Raw genomic sequence first — 20841 nt, forward strand, 5'->3', positions numbered from 1 at the left:
CCAGGCTGCCCGATTTGCTTAGGGTTGATGAGGGTCCGGAATTGCGGTGCCCCAGTCGCGCCACGCTTTCGGCGCTTCATCCTGTAGCAGGAAGTGTTTGTTGGCGCCGGCCTGCGGTGCTAATGGCACCGTCGGCGGCGTGGCAAACTGTACGCCGCCGCGAATGAACTGTTGGAAGGTGCCGGTTTTCAACACGCCGCCAATCAGACCAAAATCGAAGTTATAGCCGGAAGCCAGCCAGAACACCGAGTTGTTACGCACCAGATGTTGATACTTCTTACTGATGCGTAGCGCGATCTGCACGCGATCCGCCATATTGCCCAGCGACGTTCCGGTGACCGTGCCCACTTCTACGCCTCGGAACAGCACTGGCGTGCCCACCGACAACGATCCGGCGTCAGCGGCATCGACATAAATCGTCAGGCCGTTCAGGTAGCGTGAATCGGTGATGGTGCTTTCCTGTAGTTCGAATGTGCGCGCAGGCGCACCTTTGCCCGGATCGACGTTGAGATAAGGCTGCAACAGCGTTTCGATATGATTCACGCCCGCAGCAGAAATTTCCGGCGATACCACCGAGAAGCGACTGCCAATGCGCGCGAAGTCCTGCACGTATTCCGGATAAAGCACCGCTTTAGCGACAACCTGGTTGTTATCCGAACTCAGCGCCAGTGATTCAACCTGACCAATATTAATGCCGAGATAGCGAATCGGCATTCCCGCCGCCAGTTTGCTGGCATCATAGGTGTGCAGCGAGATCTGGCTGCCAACTGCACGCGCGGCGGTTTCGGATGCGTACAGCACGCGCTTAACGCCTTTCGCCGCCTGCGCGCCGGTCAGATTATCAAAGCTGATGGCACCTTTTAGCGCACGGTTGAGCGGAGACGCTTGTACGGTCAAGCCGCTGCCGTTGAGTTGCACTTTGGCGCCGCCTTCGGCCCAGAACACGCTCTCGCTGGTGAGCAGCTTGCGATATTGCGGCTGAATGTGAATCGAGATTTCAAACGCATCCGCGCGCGGCACCACATCCACCACTTCGCCGACCTGGAATTTGCGGTACAGCAGCACCGAACCAGCCTGCACATCTGGCAAGCTGTTGGCGGTGAGTTTCAGCGTGGTCGGCGGCTGTTCGCCCACGATGCCTTCCTGGGCACGTTCCGCATCGGCATATAAAGGATAACGACTGGATGGATTGCCTTTCGCGCCGGGAATCAGGCGAATGCCTCCATCCACCCATTCGCGCGCGCTGGCGCCCAGCACCTGCATACCGTCGAGGCCAAACTTCACGTCGAGGCGGCTATTCACCACAAACTTGCTGTCGGCGTGCACCAGATTACGGTGCTCTGGGTTGATAGCTGCGACAAAGCTGATGCCATTTTCATCCAGCGTGCGTGAAATCACCTGGCCGATTTTCATGCCATACAGCATCACCGGCTGGCCGGCATCGATGCCGTAGGTTTCCGGCGCGCTGAGTTTTACCGTCAGCACGTCCGGTTTTTGTAGCAGGGTTTCGCTGGCTGGCAACACGGTGAAGTGATCCTGCGGCTTGCCTTCGCCTGGCACCAGCTCAAAGGTATTACCGGTTAACAGGCTGCTGAGATTGGTGTCGGTCAGGCTGATCTTCGGTGTACGCATCTCAATGCGCGTACCGCTGCGCATCAAACCGGTTACTGAAGGATCGACCGTTAACTCGCCGGTGACTTTGCCGCCATCCAGCAGGTTGAGTTTGGTTAAGGTGCCGACTTCCAGTCCCTGATACATCAGCGGCGTGCTATCGGCTTTCAGGTTATCGCCGCTCGGCAAATCCAGTTTCACTTGCACGCCGCGCTGACTGCGCGCCAGATCCGGATAGAGCTGGTAATTGGCATCCACCTGCGCTTGCTCACCGTCATTGGGCGAATCGAAGGCAATCGCACCGTTCACCAACGCGGCCAGGCTTTCCAGCTTCACTTTGGCCCCGCTCAGGCTGACATCCGCATCAACGCCGGAGACATTCCAAAAGCGGCTCTGCTTTTTCACCAGATTGATAAAGCGGCGTTCAATCAGCACATCAATGGTGACGCCATCGGTGCTGTTGTTCAGGCTGTAATCGTAGACGCGACCCACCGGAATTTTGCGGTAGTAGACCAGCGAACCGGTGTTAAGCGAGCCGAGATCCGGTGCACGCAGATGGATCAATAGCTCGCCGGTATTGACGCGATATTTCGGCTGAGTATCGAGCGCGGTGAAGTGATCGCTCTCTTTACCTTTGCCCGGCATCATGCCGATGTAGTTACCACCGACCAGTGCATCAAGCCCGGAGACGCCCGCCAGCGAGGCTTTCGGCGTCACCAGCCAGAATTGGGTGTCTTCACGCAGTGCATCGCGCATGTCGCTTTTGATGCTGGCCTTAATCTGGATGCTGCGATAGTCATCACTCAGCACAATGCCTTGCACCGTGCCCACTTCCACGCCCTGATAGCGAATAGGCGTGCGGCCTGGCACAATCCCGTCGGCGGTCTGGAAGTTAATGGTGATCGTCGTACCGCGCTCCTGATAATTGGTCCACAGCAGCCAGCCAGCAATCAGCAGGGCGATGATGGGCAATAACCAGAACGGCGAAATCTTGCGCTTGTTGCGCAGATTGGCGCTAGTCGGTGTAGTCGGCGTTTCCTGTTGCATGTGCATCCCAGATCAGGCGGCTATCAAGCCACTCTACAGCCATAATGGTCAGAACAACGGCGGCACCAAAATAGAAGGCGGCCGGTCCCATGGTAAAAGCCAGTAGCTGATCACGATTGACCAGCGACATGGTTACAGCAATGACGAACAGATCCAGCATCGACCAGCGGCCCACCCAGGAGACGGCGCGCAGCAGGCGAATGCGGGTTTTCAAACCCTGTTCGCATTTGAAATGAATGCTGATCAGTAAGGTCAGCATCACTAACACTTTGGTGAAGGGCACCAGAATACTGGCGATAAACACCACGGCGGCGACCGGAATATTGCCCGATGCCAATCCCAGAATGCCGGAGAAAATGGTGTCTTCACGGCGTGCGCCATTCACGTACACCACCGAAATCGGCAGCAAATTGGCGGGTATCAGCAGCACAATTGAGGCAATCAGCGCTGACCAGGATTTCTGCAAACTGTGGCGGCGGCGATAGTCGAGCGGCGTGTGGCAACGCGTGCAGCGCCCACGCTCATCAGCTACACCGGTTAGATGGCAGTTAAGGCACACCTGCCACTCTTCGGGCGGAGAAGTGGGCATCGCTTGCGGATAATACTGTTCCCACAGCTGTTCTACGTTGAGGTGAATCAGCGTCAGCAGGCTGAGCACCGTCAACGCAATATAAGCCACTAAACCGTAGCCCACTTCCAACGAGGCGTAATCTTGCACCTTGATTGAGGCCACCGCCACGCCGACAAGATAGATATCCAGCATCACCCACTCTTTGAGTTTATCCATCATCAGCAGGACCGGGCGCAGGTTCATACCCAGCGCGTTGCCCAGCCAAAGATAGAGGATGCCAACGACCAGCGTAACCGGCGCGCCAATGGTGCAAAACGCCACCATCGAAGCGGTGAGGATGTTGCCTTGCTGCGCCATCTGAATCACGCCCTCCACCAGGCTGGCGTTAATGCGCATGCCAAGCAGGCGAATATCCACCAACGGCAAGCTTAAGGCGAACGGCATCAGCACGATCATCACCACCGCCATAGCGGTGAGTCGCGTCATCGACCAGTCACGGCCGCTCTGAATTTGTGCATGGCAGCGAGGGCAATAGGCTGTCTGATGCGATTTCACATCCGGTAAGGAAAAAAGGGTATCGCATTGCGGACAACGCTGATAACGTGCGTGGGGCAACGTCTGGCTGATAGCGTGAATTTTCATAGGTGACGCAAGTGCCCATCGTTCGTTACGTTTACCGGCATGCTGAGTAGCGCAAATTTGCCTGCAATATTCGGTGGTACCAGAATACGCTTATCCACCGACTGCTAAGGGTATAGTAACTAACAAAATGATTCACCTTATGCGCCTGGATTATTAGTGCTTATTTTAACAACTGAGTGACAACAAGGTCACCACAGTGACGAGTTATGGTTGAACAATGAACAAAAAAGCTTTTTACGAGGATTTGAATCGCGATATCCGCGCTCTGTTGGCGGGCGAAACCTCGTTCCTGGCCGCGCTCGGTAATTGCAGCGCGCTGCTTTTTGAACGTCTGGAAGGCGTGAACTGGGCTGGATTCTATTTACTGACGGAACCGAACACGCTGGTGCTGGGCCCGTTCCAGGGCAAAATCGCTTGCGTACGTATTCCGGTTGGCAAAGGCGTGTGTGGTACAGCGGTAGCCGAGGACAAAGTGCAGTTGGTGGAAGACGTGCACGCGTTCCCAGGTCACATCGCCTGTGACGCCGCCAGCAACGCCGAAATCGTGATTCCTCTGAAAGTAAATGGCACCCTCGTGGGTGTTTTAGACATTGATAGTACGGTTTATTCTCGCTTCGATAGCGAGGATGAAGCGGGGCTGGTGGCCCTTACCGACGGGCTTTGTGAAGTGCTGGCGGGCAGCGACATCGTAAAATTTATTCAGCTGACGCACAGCTAATCGACTGGATCACATAGCATTTGGCGATGTTGTCATTATAATGTCGCCTGTTCATGCCTGCTCTGGTCGGCAAATCCGTTGTAATCAGGAAATTTCATGGAAAATCAACCTAAGTTGAATAGCAGTAAAGAAGTCATCGCCTTTTTGGCGGAACGTTTTCCGCAATGCTTTAGCGCCGAAGGCGAGGCGCGTCCGCTCAAAATCGGCATTTTTCAAGATCTGGTCGAGCGTGTTCAAGGCGAACTGAGCCTGAGCAAGACGCAACTGCGTTCTGCCTTACGTCTTTATACCTCTAGCTGGCGTTATCTTTATGGCATCAAAGCAGGTGCCATCCGTGTCGATCTCGATGGTAACGCCTGTGGCGTGCTGGATGAGCAACACGTTGAACATGCGCGCAAGCAACTGGAAGAAGCGAAAGCCCGCGTTCAGGCGCAGCGCGATCAGCAGAAAGCGAAGAAGCGTGAAGCCGGTGAAGAGACCGCTGAGCGTCGTCCGCGCAAGCCTGCTCCGCGTAAAGCTGCTGAAGGTGATGCACCGCGTAAGCCACGCCCTCAGGCGCCGCGTGCGGCCGCTACTGAACGTGCCGCAGCGCCGCAGCCACCGCGTGCTAAACCTGTCACTGATACCTCAACGTTGCAGCCCGGCCAGAACATTAAAGTGACCGCAGGCAAAGGTGCAATGGACGCTACCATTCTGGAAATAACCAAAGATGGCGTTCGGGTTCAGCTCGCTTCCGGCATGGCTATGATTGTGCGCGCAGAACATTTGCAGTTCTGAAACGGAGGCTGACCCTGGCATGAACACTATTTTAAAGATCGGTATGATCGCGGGCCTGCTTTTAGCAGGCCCCACCTTTGGTGCAGATAATATTACCCGCGCCGACCAGATTCCCCAGCTACACGAAGATCCACAGCATCCCACCGTCAGCGAACGCGTTACCTCGCGTTTTACCCGCTCTCACTATCGCCAGTTCGATTTGAATCAGGATTTTTCCGCGAAAATTTTTGATCGCTACCTGAATCTGCTCGACTACAGCCACAACGTGCTGCTGGCATCGGATGTCGCGCAATTCGCCGATAAGAAAACCACCGTCGGTGATGAGTTCCGCAGCGGTAAGCTGGATGTGTTCTACGATCTCTACAATCTGGCGCAGAAACGTCGCTTTGAGCGCTATCAATATGCGCTGAGCGTGCTGAACCGCCCAATGAATTTCACCGGCAATGACACCATTGACATTGACCGGGCAAAATCGCCATGGCCGAAGAGCGTTGATGAGCTCAACGCGCTGTGGGATGCCAAAGTTAAATATGACGAACTGAGCCTGAAACTGGCCGGTAAAGATGAGAAAGAGATTCGCGAAACGCTGACTAAGCGTTACAACTTTGCCATCCGTCGTCTGGCGCAAAGCAACAGTGAAGATGTGTTCCAGCTGGCGATGACTGCGTTCGCGCATGAAATCGATCCGCACACTAACTATCTTTCACCGCGCAACACCGAGCAGTTCAATACCGAAATGAGCCTGTCGCTGGAAGGTATTGGAGCAGTGCTGCAGATGGATGACGATTACACGGTGATCAACTCGATGGTCGCGGGTGGTCCGGCGGCGAAGAGTAAAGCGATCAGCGTCGGCGACCGCATTGTCGGTGTCGCTCAGCCGGGCAAGCCAATGGAAGATGTGATTGGCTGGCGTCTGGATGATGTGGTTTCAAAAATCAAAGGACCGAAAGGCAGCAAAGTACGTCTGGAAATCCTGCCAGCCGGTAAGGGCACGAAAACCCGCACCGTCACACTGACGCGTGAAAAAATCCGTCTGGAAGATCGCGCCGTGAAAGGGACCGTGCATAACGTTGGTAAAGAGAAAGTCGGTGTGCTCGACATTCCTGGCTTCTACGTTGGCCTGACTGACGATGTGAAGGTGCAGCTGCAGAAATTGCAGAAGCAGAACGTCGACAGCGTGGTGATCGATCTGCGTACCAACGGCGGTGGTGCCCTGACCGAAGCCGTTTCACTCTCTGGCCTGTTTATTCCTAGCGGCCCGGTGGTGCAGGTGCGTGATAACAATGGACGCGTGCGCGAAGACAGCGATAACGACGGCATAGTCTATTACAAAGGTCCGCTGGTGGTGCTGGTCGATCGCTTCAGTGCTTCGGCGTCTGAAATCTTCGCTGCGGCGATGCAGGATTACGGTCGTGCGCTGATTGTCGGTGAACCGACCTTCGGTAAAGGCACCGTGCAGCAGTATCGTTCTCTGAACCGCATTTACGATCAGATGCTGCGTCCTGAGTGGCCAGCGCTGGGTTCCGTACAGTACACCATTCAGAAGTTCTACCGTATCAACGGCGGAAGTACTCAGCGTAAAGGCGTAACGCCGGATCTGCTGATGCCAACCGGCGTCGAAGCGGCAGAAACCGGTGAGAAGTTCGAGGACAACGCGTTGCCTTGGGACAGCGTGAATGCGGCAAGCTACACCAAGACCGGCGATATCGCGCCGCTGGTACCGCAGCTGACCAAAGAGCACGCCGCTCGCATCGCTAAAGATCGCGAGTTCCAGTACATCATGAAAGATATTGCGCGTTTCGATGCGATGAAAGACAAGCGTAATATCGTGTCGCTCAATCTTGCTCAGCGTGAGAAAGAGAACCGCGAAGATGATGCACTGCGTCTGGAACGTATCAACGCACGCTATCAGGCGGAAGGCAAAGCGCCGCTTAAGAGCATCGAAGATCTACCGAAAGACTATAAAGAGCCCGATCCGTATCTGGATGAAACGGTGAAAATCGCTAACGACATGGCGCAGCTGGAAAAATCTCAGCCTGCAGCCGAAAGCGCGAAATAACCGTCTGGCCTATGAAACAGCACCGCTTCGGCGGTGCTTTTTTTTAGGCTAAAATCGTTATTAAGCGCGGCTGATGCACTGAAGTGCGCACTTCGCTTCCTAATGTAAAGTTATGTCTTTTTAGGCACTTAAAGATTAAGGTTGCTTGAAATGCGCGGCGATGACCATAGGATAGATATCCGCGCATATGCGCGTGCACAACTGAGGAAGATTAACGTTTATGATGCGTATTGCTCTTTTCCTGCTCACCAACCTGGCGGTGATGTTGGTATTCGGACTGATTTTGAGTCTGACAGGAATCCAGTCAAGCAGTGTTCAGGGTCTGATGATTATGGCAGGTCTGTTTGGCTTTGGCGGTGCGTTTGTTTCACTGCTGATGTCCAAATGGATGGCGTTACGATCCGTTGGCGGTGAGGTCATTGAACAACCGCGTAATGAGACGGAACGCTGGCTGATGGAAACCGTCGGCCGCCAGGCACAACAGGCTGGCATTGCAATGCCGCAGGTGGCGATTTATCACGCGCCCGACATTAACGCCTTTGCGACAGGTGCGCGCCGTGACGCGTCGCTGGTCGCTGTTTCCACTGGCTTGTTGCAAAACATGAGCCGCGATGAAGCGGAAGCGGTGCTGGCGCACGAAATCTCCCACATCGCTAACGGTGACATGATCACCATGACGCTGATTCAGGGTGTGGTGAACACCTTTGTTATTTTCATCTCGCGTATTCTGGCGCAGATTGCTTCCGGCTTCCTGTCGGGTAACCGCGACGGTGAAGAGAGCAGCAACGGAAATCCGATGGTCTATTTTGCCGTCTCGATGGTGTTGGAACTGCTGTTCGGCTTCCTCGCTAGCATCATTACCATGTGGTTCTCACGTCACCGTGAATTCCACGCCGATGCGGGTTCCGCCAAACTGGTGGGTCGCGAGAAGATGATTGCCGCGCTGCAACGTCTGAAAACCAGCTACGAGCCGCAGGAGCCAGGCAGCATGATGGCATTCTGTATCAACGGTAAAAACAAATCGTTGAGCGAGCTGTTCATGTCGCACCCGCCGCTCGATAAACGTATCGAAGCGCTGCGCAGCGGTGAATACCTGAAGTAGTCATTGTCGACATACCAAGAACAAGGGCGCCAGATGGCGCCCTTGTTGTTTTCAGGATTCGACAGTCTGCCGTGTCTGCGTCATACGCGCCAGGCTCACCACGGCGGCGACGCTGGCAAAGCTGCCCGCCAATAGCAGTGACGCGTGCGTGCCGCTATCGTTGAACAGATTAAACATCAGCGCCACCAGCGCCGCGCCGCTGCTTTGTCCTACCAGACGCGCGGTGCCGAGCATGCCGCTGGCGCCACCGCTGCGATTACGCGGTGCTGCGGTGATGATGGTGTGATTGTTAGGTGACTGGAACAGGCCAAAACCGGCACCGCATAGCATCATGCGCCAGATGATATCCCCATCCGTTGGCTGAGTCGGCAACAGCGCCAGCAGGAACAGGCCGGCAGCGAACATCGCTAATCCCAATCCGCCCAATAATCCGGCATGGAATTTCTCTATCAGTCGACCCGCAATCGGCGCCATCACCATGGTTGCCAGCGGCCACGGCGTGAGCAGCAAACCGGTTGCTACTTCATCACGACCCAACACGTTTTGCAGGAAGAACGGCAGCGCCACCATCGCCAGCATCTGCGCGCAGAATGAGCAAATTGAGGTGCCAATCGAGAGCGAAAAGATCGGAATGCGCAGCAAATCCACCGGCAACAATGGCACCGGCATCGCCAGTTGGCGACGGACAAACACGATGCCCACCAACACTAATGCCACCAACTCGGCCACAATCAACCAGCCGTTTTGCCCTTGCGAGAAGCCGCTCAGTGCTGTAATCAGCAGGCCAAAGAACAGGGCATTCATTACGGCGCTGGGCACGTCGAATTTCTGTTGTTTGGCTTTCTGCGGGTTATCCGGCAGGAAACGCAACGCCAGCCATAACGCAACGATGCCAAGTGGAATGTTGATCAGGAACAGCCATTTCCAACTGGCGACGGAAAGAATCGCTGCCGCCACAGTGGGGCCAGCCGCACTCGACACCGCAACGATCAGCGAGTTGATCGCCATACCGCGTCCGAGAAAGCGCTGCGGATAGATGATGCGGATTAAAGCCGTGTTGACGCTCATCAGCGCTGCGCCACCAAAGCCTTGCAGCACGCGGGCCACGGTTAGCGTGTTCAGTGATGAGGAGAGGGCGCAAAACAGCGAGGTGGCGATAAACAGCGCAAGTCCAACCTGATAGACGCGGCGGTAGCCAAGCATATCGCCAAGAAACGATAGCGACAGCAGCGAGATAACGATAGCGATTTGATAGGCGTTAACAATCCAGATCGATTCGGCTGGACTGGCATTCAGTTCACGGGCAATGGTCGGCAAAGCCACGTTGGCGATAGCCCCATCCAGCACCGCCATCATGATACCGAGTGCAATGGTAATGATCGCGCCATAGCGCTGTGGAATGGGCAATCCATCCTGAGCAACAGTAGAAGGCATAAGTTAGGTAAGTAAAGGAAGTGAATATCATCATGCTAATCAATTCGCTGCCGAAAAGCACCGCATTCATTGACATAAAATTACGTGTGGATGTGTCACTTAGCGTCAATCGTTGCCGCCATCAGGTTGAAACGCATATACTGGCGCTTCTGTTCCGTTTTTTTTGAAACACTGTCAAAAAAGGATACGCGCCATGGCGAGCAGCGATAACGATAAACAGCCGGACTCGGTTTCATCGGTGATGAAAGTGTTTGGCATTCTGCAGGCGCTGGGCGAAGAGCGCGATCACGGAATCACCGAATTGTCCCAACGCGTGATGATGTCGAAAAGCACCGTCTATCGCTTTTTACAGACCATGAAATCGCTTGGTTATGTGGCGCAGGAAGGGGAAAGTGAGAAATACTCGCTGACGCTTAAGCTGTTTGAGCTCGGGGCCAAAGCGTTACAGAACGTCGATCTGATTCGTAGCGCCGATATTGAGATGCGTGAGCTGTCACGTCTGACCAAAGAAACCATTCACCTCGGTGCGCTGGAAGAAGACAGCATCGTCTATATCCATAAAATCGATTCATTGTATAACCTGCGCATGTATTCGCGCATCGGCCGCCGCAATCCATTGCACACCACCGCAATTGGTAAAGTGTTACTGGCATGGCGCGATCGCGCTGAAGTACAGGAGATCCTCAGCGAAGTGGAGTTCCGCCGCAGCACTGCCAAAACCATTGTCACTGCAGAAGCGCTGCTGTCGGTGCTGGATCAGGTGAAAGAGCAGGGATTTGGCGAGGATAATGAAGAGCAAGAAGAGGGCTTACGCTGTATCGCGGTGCCGGTGTTTGACCGCTTTGGTGTGGTGATTGCGGGATTGAGCATCTCGTTCCCCACCATTCGTTTTTCAGAAGAAGCCAAAAATGAATATGTGGCGATGCTGCACCGTGCGGCGCGCAATCTGTCTGAACAAATGGGCTACCACGACTATCCGTTCTGAAATGAAAACGGGCTGTTTCCAGCCCGTTTCAACGTTTAATTGTCGACCACTTCGCCACTTTTCTTCAGCAGTGGGCAATCCGTTACGCCGACGATACCGCTGTCTGTGTGCAGATACTGTGCTGTAATCATGCCGCGTGCGGTCAGATAACTGCATTGCAGTCCCAATCCCGCCGCATTCTTATTGCTGCCGGTGAGTACGCCATAGCCGGTTAGCAGCATCGCCAACCAAATTAGTGCCACCAGCATAATCGTCCGAATAAGTAGTTTCATCTTTTCTCCTTGTGATACACAACGCAGCGCGTCCAACATGGCTGCGAATCTACTGTAGCAGCATGCCTCGCTTTCGCTATCGAATCGATCAGAGATAACTGAAAGAGGTCTTGCGGGATAATCTGCTTTCCGTCGCTACCCATTATCTTTTGCCCCGGCAACGAGTAGAATCAGCGGCGGAGTAGAGGTTTGATTTTTGACTACAGAGGCAGTTATGAACGAATTAGCCGCAAACACCAGCCCGCTGTTCAACTATGGCGTTCTGGCCATCATCATTCTTGTGGCCTTTATTGTCTGGTTCTTTGTTAACCGGGCTAGCGTGCGTGCCAGTGAGCAGATCCGTTTGCTGGAAGCCGTTATCGAAGAGCAAAAGAAACAGAATGTGCTACTGCGTCGTCTGGTTGACGCACAGCCATCCACAGCAAAACCACTAGCGGATGAAGACGCGGATGAAAAACGCGATTTTATTCGGATGATCCCGGAACGTTAAGGCGTTGGAAGGGGGGAAATAATCGCCGACAGGGCAACCGGCTGCGCACTGAAATGGTGCGTGGCGGGATATTGCCATTTAGTGAATTCGCTTCCTCAATCAAGTATGAATAGCGATGATCTCTGCCAGAAAGAATTTCAACTAAGATTAATCCTAATGAGTTTTTGTTAAATCAAGCTCATCAATGTTTTTTTTAACATTTAATTGTTGGGTTGATAGTTAAAATTGAGATAAATGCCACCCAATGTTAATGCGTATATATGGGGCGCATATTATTGGTTTCTCCTGATTTTGGTGCAAAGCAATTAATAACTTATACCTGAGAAAACTATTTGTACAAGATTTGAACGGCGCGCAGTTGTTGTGTGGCTGGCGAACTTTTTAGTGGAATATTTTATTGATGCCATATTAGTGCAATATTTTTGTCGTACTTTTTACCCCTTTAAAATGTACCTGTTTAGACATTACCGCTGCGCTTGACTAAGTGAGGATTAGGCGCTAACTATACTGACTGATAACCCTTTTTTGCGCACCTAACGAGTTGGGTGTCAATATGTTGATTGATGAAGTGCAGCGGCAATTAACTAATTATGTGCGTCACGTCGATCACCGTTTAAAAATGGCTTGCCATTAATTTACGGATATGTGATAACAAATCGTGGGTCAAACGAGGTACAGTTCTGTTTATGTATGGCATCTTCAGTAAAGAAGTTACGAGTAAAGACGTTGACGTTGAATACCGCTTCCTTGCCGAACCTTAAATTAGTGCCTCATTCAGTAATGTCTCTGGTTTATCTGTAAGTCTGCCTGCGGGCAATATAATCATTGAAAGGAAATTTGCGAAATGGCAAAGATTAAAGGTCAGGTTAAGTGGTTCAACGAGTCTAAAGGTTTTGGTTTTATTACTCCTGCTGATGGTAGCAAAGATGTGTTCGTACACTTCTCTGCAATCCAGGGCAATGGTTTTAAAACTCTGGCCGAAGGCCAAAGCGTTGAGTTCGAAATCCAGGACGGCCAGAAAGGTCCTGCTGCGGTCAACGTTACCCCAATCTGATTTCGCCCTCAGGCTCGGTGCCATGCACCACTGAAACGAATCCTAAAGCCCCGTTCACTGAACGGGGCTTTTTCTTTTATCCTTTCTGTAGCCAGATGATCAGGGTAAACTGCGCCGCGAATTGCTAACCCGGAGTTATCTATGTCTTTGATTTGCCCACTTTGTCATCAGCCTTTATTGCAGCAGGCGAATAGCTTCCGCTGTGATGCTGGGCATCAATTTGATCAGGCCAAAGAAGGGTACGTCAATTTGCTGCCGGTGCAGCACAAAGGTTCGCGCGAACCGGGCGATAGCGCTGAGATGCTGCAGGCACGGCGTGCCTTCCTCGATGCTGGACATTATCAGCCGTTGCGCGCGGGTGTTGCCGAAATCCTTGCGCAGCACCTGAGTAATCAAAATTCGCAGCTATTAGATATCGGCTGCGGAGAAGGCTATTACACCGCAGCAATGGCCGATGCGTTGCCGCAGGCACAACTCTTTGGTCTGGATGTCGCAAAAGCAGCGATTCGCATGGCCGCTAAACGCTATCGCAAGGTGAAATTCTGCGTCGCCTCCAGCCAGCGTTTGCCTTTTGCCGATGCTTCTCTGGATGGCGTAGTGCGCATTTATGCGCCCTGTAATGAAGAGGAGCTGAGCCGTGTGATTAAAGCGGGTGGCTACCTGCTAACGGTGACGCCGGGACCGCATCATTTGCAGCAGTTCAAGGCGCTGATTTATCGCGAAGTACAGCTGCATGCGGCGGAAGAAAAGGTATATGCCGGTTTTAAGCAGATCGATCAGCAAAACCTGAAATACAGCATGACGTTGAGCGGAAGTGAGGCGGTGAGCTTATTGCAGATGACGCCATTTGCCTGGCGTGCGCGCGAAGATGTGTGGCAGGACCTTGCGGCATCCAGCGAGTTTACCTGTGATGCCGACTTCATGCTAACGTTGTGGCAGCGCGATTAACGCGCTTCCACCAGCGTATTGTAGATACGTTCCAGATCATCAAGCTGTTTGACGGCAATCAGCAGGCGACGCTGCTCCAGTTGCATCACCAGAATGCCGTCTTCCGACAGGTTCATGCTCTGAATGCGAGCGTAATCGATCCACACGCTGCCAAAAAACAGTCCATTCTCCTTCATCAGCAGCTTCGGGCTTCGCACCCAGAACAGCCAAATCGCCATAAAGCACAGCACCATCAGCAAATTGGTGGTGAGTTGCGTGCCATGTTTATCAATGTTGTTCCACAGAAGAATGAGCAGCAGCACCACGAAAATGGCGCTATCGATCTTATGGCGACGGCGCAGCGCGACGCGCAGTTTGGTCGGGCCGTTGCGGCGCGGCAGGATCGCTTCATCATAGATAGCGAAAAGAATGAAGCCTGCAATCAGCAGGGCGATCAGCGCGTCAGTCAGTGACATAAAATACTCTTCCTCAATCGAAATTACCTCAACGTGGGCGCTCAGGTAATGCCGCTCAAAAATAGCCGGGAGCGTGGCTCCCGGCTGGCTGATTACAGACCGAGCAGGCCGATCCAGTAACCGAAGATACCGAGGGCGAAAAAGCCGACGATAATCCACAACGCATTCACTTTACGACGCAGCAGCCACATACAGCCAAAGGTTAGCAGCAGTGGAATCAGGCCAGGCATCAGCTGATCGAGAATCGATTGCACCGTGGTAACCGTGGTTTTACCGGTCTGGTCCGTGATGCGCGACACCACCAGCGGCACATTCACATGCGTCCACTTGTTAACCAAGGCCCCCATGACAAAGAGGCCGAGAATCGACGCGCCCTCCGTCAGTTTCTGCAGGAAACCGCCGCCCATATCACTGACGATATCCACACCTTTACGGTAGCCGTACGCCACGCCGTAATAACGCGTTAACAGACGAACCGCGTTAAACAGGATGAAGAACAGTAACGGACCTAGCAAGCTGCCGCTCATGGCGATACCAGCACCGAGTGCAGCAAACACCGGACGCACGGTACCCCAGAAGATCGGGTCACCTACGCCTGCCAGCGGCCCCATCAGACCTACTTTGATGCCGTTAATCGCCGCATCATCAATCGGCGCACCGTTGGCACGCTGCTCTTCCATCGCCATGGTAACGCCAAGTACCGGCGCTGCCACATAAGGATGGGTGTTGAAGAACTCGAGGTGACGTTTAATCGCCTGTTTACGATCGTCGTTGTTTTCTGGATAGAGGCGACGAATCACCGGCACCATTGAGTAGCAAAAACCCAGCGCCTGCATACGTTCAAAGTTCCACGAACCCTGAAACAGGTTAGAGCGCAGGAACACACCACGGACATCGCCGGGGGTGAGTTTCTTTGGAGTGTTAGTTGTATCAACCATGATTTCACCTGTTCCTAGTCGAGTTCGTTATCGAGGTCATTGTTTGCAGGACCGGCATTTGCAGCACCTGCAACGCGGTTATATTTCGGTGCCAGCTGGATATACAGCACCGCCATCACCACGCCAATCACGCCGAGCGCAACCAGATTGAAGTTGGTGAAGGCTGCAGTAACGAAGCCAAGGTAGAAGAACGGCATCAGGTAGCCCGCGCGCATCATGTTGATGACCATCGCGTAACCGACTACCACGATCATGCCGCCAGCGATGTTCAGGCCGTTGGTGACCACTTCTGGAATCGAGTTCAGCAGTTCCTGAACCACGTGCGTACCGACAGAAATCGCCACGATCAAGGCGGGGATCGCAATACGCATCGCCTGCAATACCAGCGCAGACACGTGGATCCAGCTGATCGCATTCAGATTACCTTTCTCGGCTGCCTTATCGGCGGCGTGCTGGAAGGCGACCGTGATGGTACGCACGATGATGGTCAGAACCTGACCGGCTGCGGCCAGTGGAATCGCCAGCGCAATACCGGCACCGACGCTTTGACCACCGGCGATAACCAAAATGGTTGAGATAATCGAAGCCAGCGCCGCGTCCGGTGCAACGGCCGCACCGATGTTCATCCATCCCAGTGCAATCATCTCCAGCGTACCGCCGATGATGATACCGGTTTTCATATCACCGAGGACTGCACCAATTAAGGTACAAGCCACCAGCGGACGGTGGAACTGGAACTCATCAAGAATCGATCCCATCCCGGCGATACAGGCCACAATAAATATCAAAATGATTTGTAGCGTGGTTATCTCCATTGCATTTCTCCTCTGCAAGGTCTCTAAAATTCGCCCACATATGCAGGCAAAGGGCGAACTACGGATTGACCTTGGCGATCAGGTCCATCATTTTCAGTCGCTGATCGCTGGACACTTTACGTACTTCCAGTTCGATACCGCGCTCATTAAGTTTGCGGAATGCCGTGATATCTTTTTCATCCACCGATACCGCGTTGTTCACCTGCGTTTTGCCCTGACGGAACGCCATGCCACCAATATTGACCGACTTAATGTCCACGCCTTGCTCAACAATCCTCACTACATCCGTGGGATTGGTGAACAGCAGCATCACTTTATCCTGGCCATATTTCGGGTTGTTCCACACGCGAACCATCTTGTCGACATCCACCACATGCGCAGTGACGCCCGGCGGGGCCACCTGCGTCAGCAGGGTTTTGCGCACATGATCGTTGGCCACTTCATCAGACACTACGATAATGCGACTAACGTTGGTCTCTTTGGTCCAGCGCGTGGCCACTTGCCCGTGAATCAAGCGGTCATCAATACGCGCCAGGCCGATTTTCATGTGATCGTCAGGTGCCATCGGTTTTTGCGGCTGAGCGGGCGCTTTCGCTGCAACCGGAGCCGGTGCCGCTGCGGCTTGCGCAGGCGTTTCAGTCTTGAGGGCTTTAACACCTTCACGACCGGCTTCTACCGCGATGTGAATCAGTTCTTCCAGCGATGGATTGTCATCGCGTCCCATCAGGGTTTCCACCAGCATCGGAATGTTGACGCCGGCGATGACATCATAGCCATCCTTGTCCACCACAATGCGGCTGGCCGCATTAAATGGACTGCCACCCCAGGTATCGACCAGGAACAACACGCCCTTTGACGTGTCGAGATCTGCCAGCCGTGCCTGATACTTTTCGATTAGCGTTTCTGCATTTTCGCCGGGAACGAAATCAATCCATCCGACATTTTCCTGCTCACCCAACAGCATCTCTGCTGTTTTAAGCAACTGTTCTGCCGCCCAGCCATGTGTACCAATTACAATAGCAATGGTCACTTGCTACCTCCGTTCGCGTGAGAGATTCTCTGGCATTGCCGGGAATCGTTGAAAATTACCGTTAGTGTTTCAGGTGGATCGTTAATGATGTGATTGAGAAAGAGCATCAATAAATAAAACGAAACAATCCGCTGCACAGCGATAAGGTCGCGATTTATTTTAGTGATCGAAAAAATAAATTATGTGATGTTTGTCAGCTATTTCGAGCGTAACGGCGCTAATGTGCACTTTTGTTCGTTATTCATGCGTTCACGTAGATATTTGTAAATGTAATAAATTTTTTTGACGTCGTTGATGTAACTGATACATTAGCGTTCTGTTTTTTATTCAGGAGTACCGGGCTTCAGCTCACCTTTATGGACCGTCACCGACGTCGCTCAACATGTTCTCAGCGCTTTTTCGCGCCTGCTTCTACGCTCTTCAGCGTTATCACCAACTGTAACGATCCCACGTCTCGCCCTCTGGTGCAGATGCAATTTCGTACGCCATCACGTTCGGTAAGGAGTCATTGATGGAATTTCTCTTCGACCCCTCAATTTGGGCGGGTTTGCTCACGCTGATCGTGCTGGAAATCGTTCTCGGTATTGATAACCTGGTGTTTATCGCCATCCTCGCGGATAAATTGCCGCCAAAGCAGCGCGATAAAGCCCGACTGATTGGTTTGTCGCTCGCCCTGATTATGCGTCTTGGCTTGCTGTCACTCATCTCCTGGATCGTGACGCTGACGCGACCCCTATTCAGCGTAGGCGATTTCAGCTTTTCCGGACGAGATTTAATTTTGTTGTTCGGTGGTTTGTTCCTGTTATTCAAGGGAACCATGGAACTGCATGAGCGACTCGAGAACCGCGGACTCGAACATCAGGGCAATAAGAGCTACGCCAGTTTCTGGGCGGTGGTGATTCAGATCGTCGTGCTGGATGCGGTGTTCTCACTGGATGCGGTGATTACTGCGGTGGGTATGGTGAACCATCTGCCGGTGATGATGACTGCGGTGGTAATCGCTATGGGCGTGATGCTGCTGGCCTCAAAACCGCTGACGAATTTTGTTAACGCACACCCAACGGTGGTGGTGCTGTGTCTGAGCTTCCTGCTGATGATTGGTCTGTCGCTGGTGGCCGAGGGCTTTGGTTTCCACATTCCTAAAGGTTACCTGTACGCGGCGATTGGCTTCTCGATCATCATCGAGCTGTTTAACCAGATTGCGCGCCGTAACTTTATTAAGCATCAGGAACATCGCCCGATGCGTGAACGCACCGCCGAAGCGATCTTGCGTTTGATGGGCGGACGCCAGCGTAAGCAAGCGACGACCACGGAAGAAACCTCGTTGACCGAAGCGATGCCGCAGGAAGCGTTTAAAGACGAAGAACGCTACATGATTAACGGCGTATTGACGTTATCGCAACGCTCAATCCGCAGCATCATGACGCCGCGCGGTAACATTTCGTGGGTGGATGTTTCGCGCCCGCTGGATGAAATCCGTATTCAGCTGCTGGATACGCCACACAGTTTGTTCCCGGTGTGTCGTGGTGAGCTGGATGAAATCATTGGCGTGGTGCGTGCTAAAGAGCTGCTGGTGGCGCTGGAACACGGTATGGATGTGGCAACCTTTGCTGCTAATACCCCGGCGATTGTGGTACCGGAAACGCTGGACCCAATCAATCTGCTGGGCGTGTTGCGTCGTGCCAAAGGTAGCTTCGTGATTGTTACCAACGAGTTTGGTGTGGTACAGGGCTTAATCACGCCGCTGGACGTGCTGGAAGCGATTGCCGGTGAGTTCCCGGATGAAGATGAAACGCCAGATATCATTGCCGATGGCGACGGTTGGTTAGTGAAGGGCGGTACCGATCTGCACTCGCTGCAACAGCTGCTGGATCATCACGAGTTAGTGAAGGCCGATGAAGATCACGCTTCGTTAGCCGGTTTGTTGATTGCGCAGAAAGGCCAGCTGCCGCTGCCGGGCGAGGTGATTGATTTGCCGCCGCTGCACTTCCAGGTGATTGAGGCGACCGATTACCGTATCGACCTGGTGCGCGTGACCAAAGATAAGCCATTCGATCACGAAGAACACGCCGAGTAAGTAAGCTGATTGATGCGAGTAAAAACGGCCACATAAGTGGCCGTTTTTTTATGCGCTTAACTGCGCCTGATGCTGCTCCAGCCACTGCGGGAAATCTTCAATCGGCATGGGACGCGCGTAGAAATAGCCTTGCAGATGGTCAACGCCGCGCTCACGCAAATAGTGCGCCTGTTCCGCAGTTTCCACACCTTCCGCCACCAGCGAAATATTCAGGCGCTGCGCCAGCGAGATCACCATATCGGTCACGGTCGCGTTAATGGCGTCGGTGCCAATGGCGGCAGTAAAAATCTTGTCGATTTTAAGCACGTCCGGTTTGAGGTCTTTCAGGTAAGCCAGCGAACTGTGGCCAGTACCGAAATCATCAATTGCCAGACGCACACCAATCTCATGCAGCTGCGACACCACCGATTGATCGATAATCGGCAGGGCATCACGCTCCGTCAGCTCGACCACCAGTTTCGGCATCGGATTGGCGGGCCACCAGATATTTTGCAGATCTTCCACAATGGCGCGATCGCGGAAATGGCTGGCGGCAACGTTAATCGCAATATGGAACGACGGACATTGCGGCAGGTTGGGCAGCTCATCCACCACTTTCGCCAGTACGAAGCGGGTTAACGGCGCGATCAGGTTCTGGCGCTCGGCGAGCGGAATAAACACGTCCGGCGCAATCCAGCCCTGACGTTGGTTATGCCAGCGCAGCAGCAGTTCCATGCCGTCACACTCGCCGCTTTTGGCGTTAATCAGCGGCTGGCAATAGACCATAAATTCGTTAGCGGTGATGCCATAACTGATCTGCCAGCTGAGACTCATACGGTTGGCGGTCGCCAGCCAGACGATGTAACCCATCAGCAAGCTCAGCATCAGCGCCAGCGGCAACTGAGAAGGCAGCGTGTTGAGCGCCAGCCAGGCGGGTGAAGGGCCGTACAAGGTGATGCTGAACGGATAACGCAGCGATGCCTGATCGTAAGCCACTTCATCTTCAGACGGTTCGGTTTGCTCAATCAGCGGATTGCCGTATTCAAGGCTCTGACCACCGACGTTAAAGATCGCGCGCTCCACCCACGGCAACTGCGGCTCGAGCAGATAGTTGGTCATCAACTCAATATTAATGACTTGCAGCAGACCTTCGCGGTTATCCAGCGATTTTGGCGTCCACAGCAGCAGCACCGGCGATCCTTTCAGCAGATCATTATCCGTGGCTAACATCATGCGCTGATTATTGATGGCTAACTCAGGGTAGGTTTGGCTGAAGGAGAGGTTTTGCGGGCCGAAAATGCTGGAGCAGTAAAGCGTATCGTCCTGAACCAACAGCACGGTGCGCACGGTTTGCAGCGCGGCAATTTTCTCAATCAGCGGATAGCGCACCTGCGCGCAAGGTACGCCAACCAGGCCAAGCGTGTTGTTGGCGGAAACATCCAGCGGCGAGAACATGCGATCAAAACGTTCAATCGCGCGGGTGGCGAAATTCAGCGACTGCTGCTCAATGCGCGATTTCTCTTCGATATAACGAAAAGTTAGCGTCAGGACCAGAACCAGCGAGGCGATCACTAACGCAATAAGCAGTCGCTTACGGCGAAATTGACCCACAAATTGCTGGGGAATGAGCATCAGTAACCACCTTGCAAAACAAAGATTGAAGCCAAATTAACGTGTAGGTTATCGGCATTGAGGCGGCCAGGTTTAGCGCGGCTGAATAAAAAATACGGCACTAAAAAAAGCGCGGCCACAAAGGGCCGCGCGCAAAATCAATGTATCTGGTTTACTCAGTTGGAGGTAGCAACAGATGCAGAAAAATAGTCAACTGTTGCTTTAA

Annotated in this window: 19 protein-coding genes; 10 read left to right on the forward strand and 9 right to left on the reverse strand. The window is 53.3% G+C overall.

Annotated features, from left to right (window positions below):
- Positions 1–18 precede the first annotated feature (18 nt).
- Positions 19–2658, reverse strand: a complete 2640-nt coding sequence (locus PanJK_RS05590; protein ID WP_265297891.1) for a PqiB family protein — start codon at positions 2656–2658, stop codon at positions 19–21.
- Complete coding sequence (yebS, locus tag PanJK_RS05595) at positions 2627–3871, reverse strand: membrane integrity lipid transport subunit YebS (RefSeq protein WP_265297893.1); 1245 nt, start codon at positions 3869–3871, stop codon at positions 2627–2629. The genes PanJK_RS05590 and yebS overlap by 32 nt, the downstream gene beginning before the upstream one ends.
- A 217-nt stretch (positions 3872–4088) precedes the next feature.
- On the opposite strand from yebS, the gene PanJK_RS05600 reads away from it, so the two are divergent.
- From PanJK_RS05600 to htpX, 4 genes are all read left to right on the forward strand, one after another.
- Positions 4089–4589, forward strand: coding sequence for a GAF domain-containing protein (locus tag PanJK_RS05600; protein WP_008110428.1), 501 nt, complete (start codon positions 4089–4091; stop codon positions 4587–4589).
- A 96-nt stretch (positions 4590–4685) separates the two neighbouring features.
- Positions 4686–5366, forward strand: a complete 681-nt coding sequence (gene proQ / locus PanJK_RS05605; protein WP_008110425.1) for an RNA chaperone ProQ — start codon at positions 4686–4688, stop codon at positions 5364–5366.
- Between the two features lie 19 nt (positions 5367–5385).
- Positions 5386–7425: a carboxy terminal-processing peptidase gene (prc, locus tag PanJK_RS05610; RefSeq protein WP_265297897.1), complete on the forward strand. Its 2040-nt coding sequence runs from the start codon at positions 5386–5388 to the stop codon at positions 7423–7425.
- 220 nt (positions 7426–7645) lie between these two features.
- Entirely contained in the window at positions 7646–8527 is an 882-nt protein-coding gene (htpX, locus tag PanJK_RS05615; RefSeq protein WP_256696607.1) for a protease HtpX, read from the forward strand.
- Between the two features lie 51 nt (positions 8528–8578).
- On the opposite strand, the gene PanJK_RS05620 is transcribed toward htpX, so the two are convergent.
- Positions 8579–9961 carry an MFS transporter gene (locus PanJK_RS05620; RefSeq protein WP_256696606.1) on the reverse strand — a complete coding sequence of 461 codons (1383 nt, stop codon included), beginning with the start codon at positions 9959–9961 and terminating at the stop codon, positions 8579–8581.
- Positions 9962–10154: 193 nt separating this feature from the next.
- Between PanJK_RS05620 and kdgR the strand changes: the two genes are divergently transcribed.
- The gene (kdgR, locus tag PanJK_RS05625) at positions 10155–10946 is read left to right on the forward strand and encodes a DNA-binding transcriptional regulator KdgR (RefSeq protein WP_265297900.1); all 792 of its coding nucleotides are present in this window, start codon (positions 10155–10157) and stop codon (positions 10944–10946) included.
- Positions 10947–10981: 35 nt separating this feature from the next.
- Here the strand turns inward: kdgR and PanJK_RS05630 are convergent, their stop codons facing one another.
- A complete protein-coding gene (locus tag PanJK_RS05630) occupies positions 10982–11218 on the reverse strand; it encodes a YobH family protein (protein WP_008110416.1) in 237 nt (78 codons plus the stop codon).
- Between the two features lie 214 nt (positions 11219–11432).
- Here PanJK_RS05630 and PanJK_RS05635 point away from each other — a divergent pair, with 214 nt between their 5' ends.
- The 4 genes from PanJK_RS05635 (at position 11433) to rlmA (ending at position 13710) form a co-directional block, all read left to right on the forward strand.
- Positions 11433–11708 carry a YebO family protein gene (locus tag PanJK_RS05635; protein WP_256696604.1) on the forward strand — a complete coding sequence of 92 codons (276 nt, stop codon included), beginning with the start codon at positions 11433–11435 and terminating at the stop codon, positions 11706–11708.
- Between the two features lie 686 nt (positions 11709–12394).
- Entirely contained in the window at positions 12395–12469 is a 75-nt protein-coding gene (locus tag PanJK_RS05640) for a DUF2627 domain-containing protein (protein WP_110866451.1), read from the forward strand.
- An 83-nt stretch (positions 12470–12552) separates the two neighbouring features.
- On the forward strand, positions 12553–12762 hold the full coding sequence (gene cspE, locus PanJK_RS05645; protein WP_008110414.1) for a transcription antiterminator/RNA stability regulator CspE: 210 nt from the start codon (positions 12553–12555) through the stop codon (positions 12760–12762).
- Positions 12763–12903: 141 nt separating this feature from the next.
- Complete coding sequence (gene rlmA / locus PanJK_RS05650) at positions 12904–13710, forward strand: 23S rRNA (guanine(745)-N(1))-methyltransferase (protein WP_265297904.1); 807 nt, start codon at positions 12904–12906, stop codon at positions 13708–13710.
- On the opposite strand, the gene PanJK_RS05655 is transcribed toward rlmA, so the two are convergent.
- The 4 genes from PanJK_RS05655 to manX all read right to left on the reverse strand — a co-directional run bounded on the left by PanJK_RS05655 (position 13707) and on the right by manX (position 16948).
- Positions 13707–14165, reverse strand: a complete 459-nt coding sequence (locus PanJK_RS05655) for a DUF986 family protein (protein WP_061718723.1) — start codon at positions 14163–14165, stop codon at positions 13707–13709. The two genes, rlmA and PanJK_RS05655, sit on opposite strands and share 4 nt — an antisense overlap.
- 92 nt (positions 14166–14257) lie before the next feature.
- Positions 14258–15103, reverse strand: coding sequence for a PTS mannose transporter subunit IID (locus PanJK_RS05660; protein ID WP_265297910.1), 846 nt, complete (start codon positions 15101–15103; stop codon positions 14258–14260).
- 14 nt (positions 15104–15117) lie between these two features.
- Positions 15118–15918 (reverse strand): PTS mannose/fructose/sorbose transporter subunit IIC, encoded by an 801-nt coding sequence (locus PanJK_RS05665; RefSeq protein WP_008110410.1) that lies wholly within the window; start codon positions 15916–15918, stop codon positions 15118–15120.
- Positions 15919–15976: 58 nt separating this feature from the next.
- Positions 15977–16948, reverse strand: coding sequence for a PTS mannose transporter subunit IIAB (manX, locus tag PanJK_RS05670; protein ID WP_265297913.1), 972 nt, complete (start codon positions 16946–16948; stop codon positions 15977–15979).
- 511 nt (positions 16949–17459) lie between these two features.
- Between manX and PanJK_RS05675 the strand changes: the two genes are divergently transcribed.
- Positions 17460–19025, forward strand: a complete 1566-nt coding sequence (locus tag PanJK_RS05675; RefSeq protein WP_008110408.1) for a TerC family protein — start codon at positions 17460–17462, stop codon at positions 19023–19025.
- Positions 19026–19073: 48 nt separating this feature from the next.
- On the opposite strand, the gene PanJK_RS05680 is transcribed toward PanJK_RS05675, so the two are convergent.
- Complete coding sequence (locus tag PanJK_RS05680; RefSeq protein ID WP_265297916.1) at positions 19074–20636, reverse strand: EAL domain-containing protein; 1563 nt, start codon at positions 20634–20636, stop codon at positions 19074–19076.
- Between the last annotated feature and the right edge of the window lie 205 nt (positions 20637–20841).

The sequence above is a fragment of the Pantoea sp. JK genome (genome assembly GCF_026130245.1).
Lineage (GTDB): Bacteria > Pseudomonadota > Gammaproteobacteria > Enterobacterales > Enterobacteriaceae > Pantoea > Pantoea trifolii.

Coding starts and splice junctions, on each gene's coding strand:
- PanJK_RS05590 (WP_265297891.1), bottom strand. CDS start 2,658: ATGCAACAGGAAACGCCGACTACACCGACTAGCGCCAATCTGCGCAAC.
- yebS (WP_265297893.1), bottom strand. CDS start 3,871: ATGAAAATTCACGCTATCAGCCAGACGTTGCCCCACGCACGTTATCAG.
- PanJK_RS05600 (WP_008110428.1), top strand. CDS start 4,089: ATGAACAAAAAAGCTTTTTACGAGGATTTGAATCGCGATATCCGCGCT.
- proQ (WP_008110425.1), top strand. CDS start 4,686: ATGGAAAATCAACCTAAGTTGAATAGCAGTAAAGAAGTCATCGCCTTT.
- prc (WP_265297897.1), top strand. CDS start 5,386: ATGAACACTATTTTAAAGATCGGTATGATCGCGGGCCTGCTTTTAGCA.
- htpX (WP_256696607.1), top strand. CDS start 7,646: ATGATGCGTATTGCTCTTTTCCTGCTCACCAACCTGGCGGTGATGTTG.
- PanJK_RS05620 (WP_256696606.1), bottom strand. CDS start 9,961: ATGCCTTCTACTGTTGCTCAGGATGGATTGCCCATTCCACAGCGCTAT.
- kdgR (WP_265297900.1), top strand. CDS start 10,155: ATGGCGAGCAGCGATAACGATAAACAGCCGGACTCGGTTTCATCGGTG.
- PanJK_RS05630 (WP_008110416.1), bottom strand. CDS start 11,218: ATGAAACTACTTATTCGGACGATTATGCTGGTGGCACTAATTTGGTTG.
- PanJK_RS05635 (WP_256696604.1), top strand. CDS start 11,433: ATGAACGAATTAGCCGCAAACACCAGCCCGCTGTTCAACTATGGCGTT.
- cspE (WP_008110414.1), top strand. CDS start 12,553: ATGGCAAAGATTAAAGGTCAGGTTAAGTGGTTCAACGAGTCTAAAGGT.
- rlmA (WP_265297904.1), top strand. CDS start 12,904: ATGTCTTTGATTTGCCCACTTTGTCATCAGCCTTTATTGCAGCAGGCG.
- PanJK_RS05655 (WP_061718723.1), bottom strand. CDS start 14,165: ATGTCACTGACTGACGCGCTGATCGCCCTGCTGATTGCAGGCTTCATT.
- PanJK_RS05660 (WP_265297910.1), bottom strand. CDS start 15,103: ATGGTTGATACAACTAACACTCCAAAGAAACTCACCCCCGGCGATGTC.
- PanJK_RS05665 (WP_008110410.1), bottom strand. CDS start 15,918: ATGGAGATAACCACGCTACAAATCATTTTGATATTTATTGTGGCCTGT.
- PanJK_RS05675 (WP_008110408.1), top strand. CDS start 17,460: ATGGAATTTCTCTTCGACCCCTCAATTTGGGCGGGTTTGCTCACGCTG.
- PanJK_RS05680 (WP_265297916.1), bottom strand. CDS start 20,636: ATGCTCATTCCCCAGCAATTTGTGGGTCAATTTCGCCGTAAGCGACTG.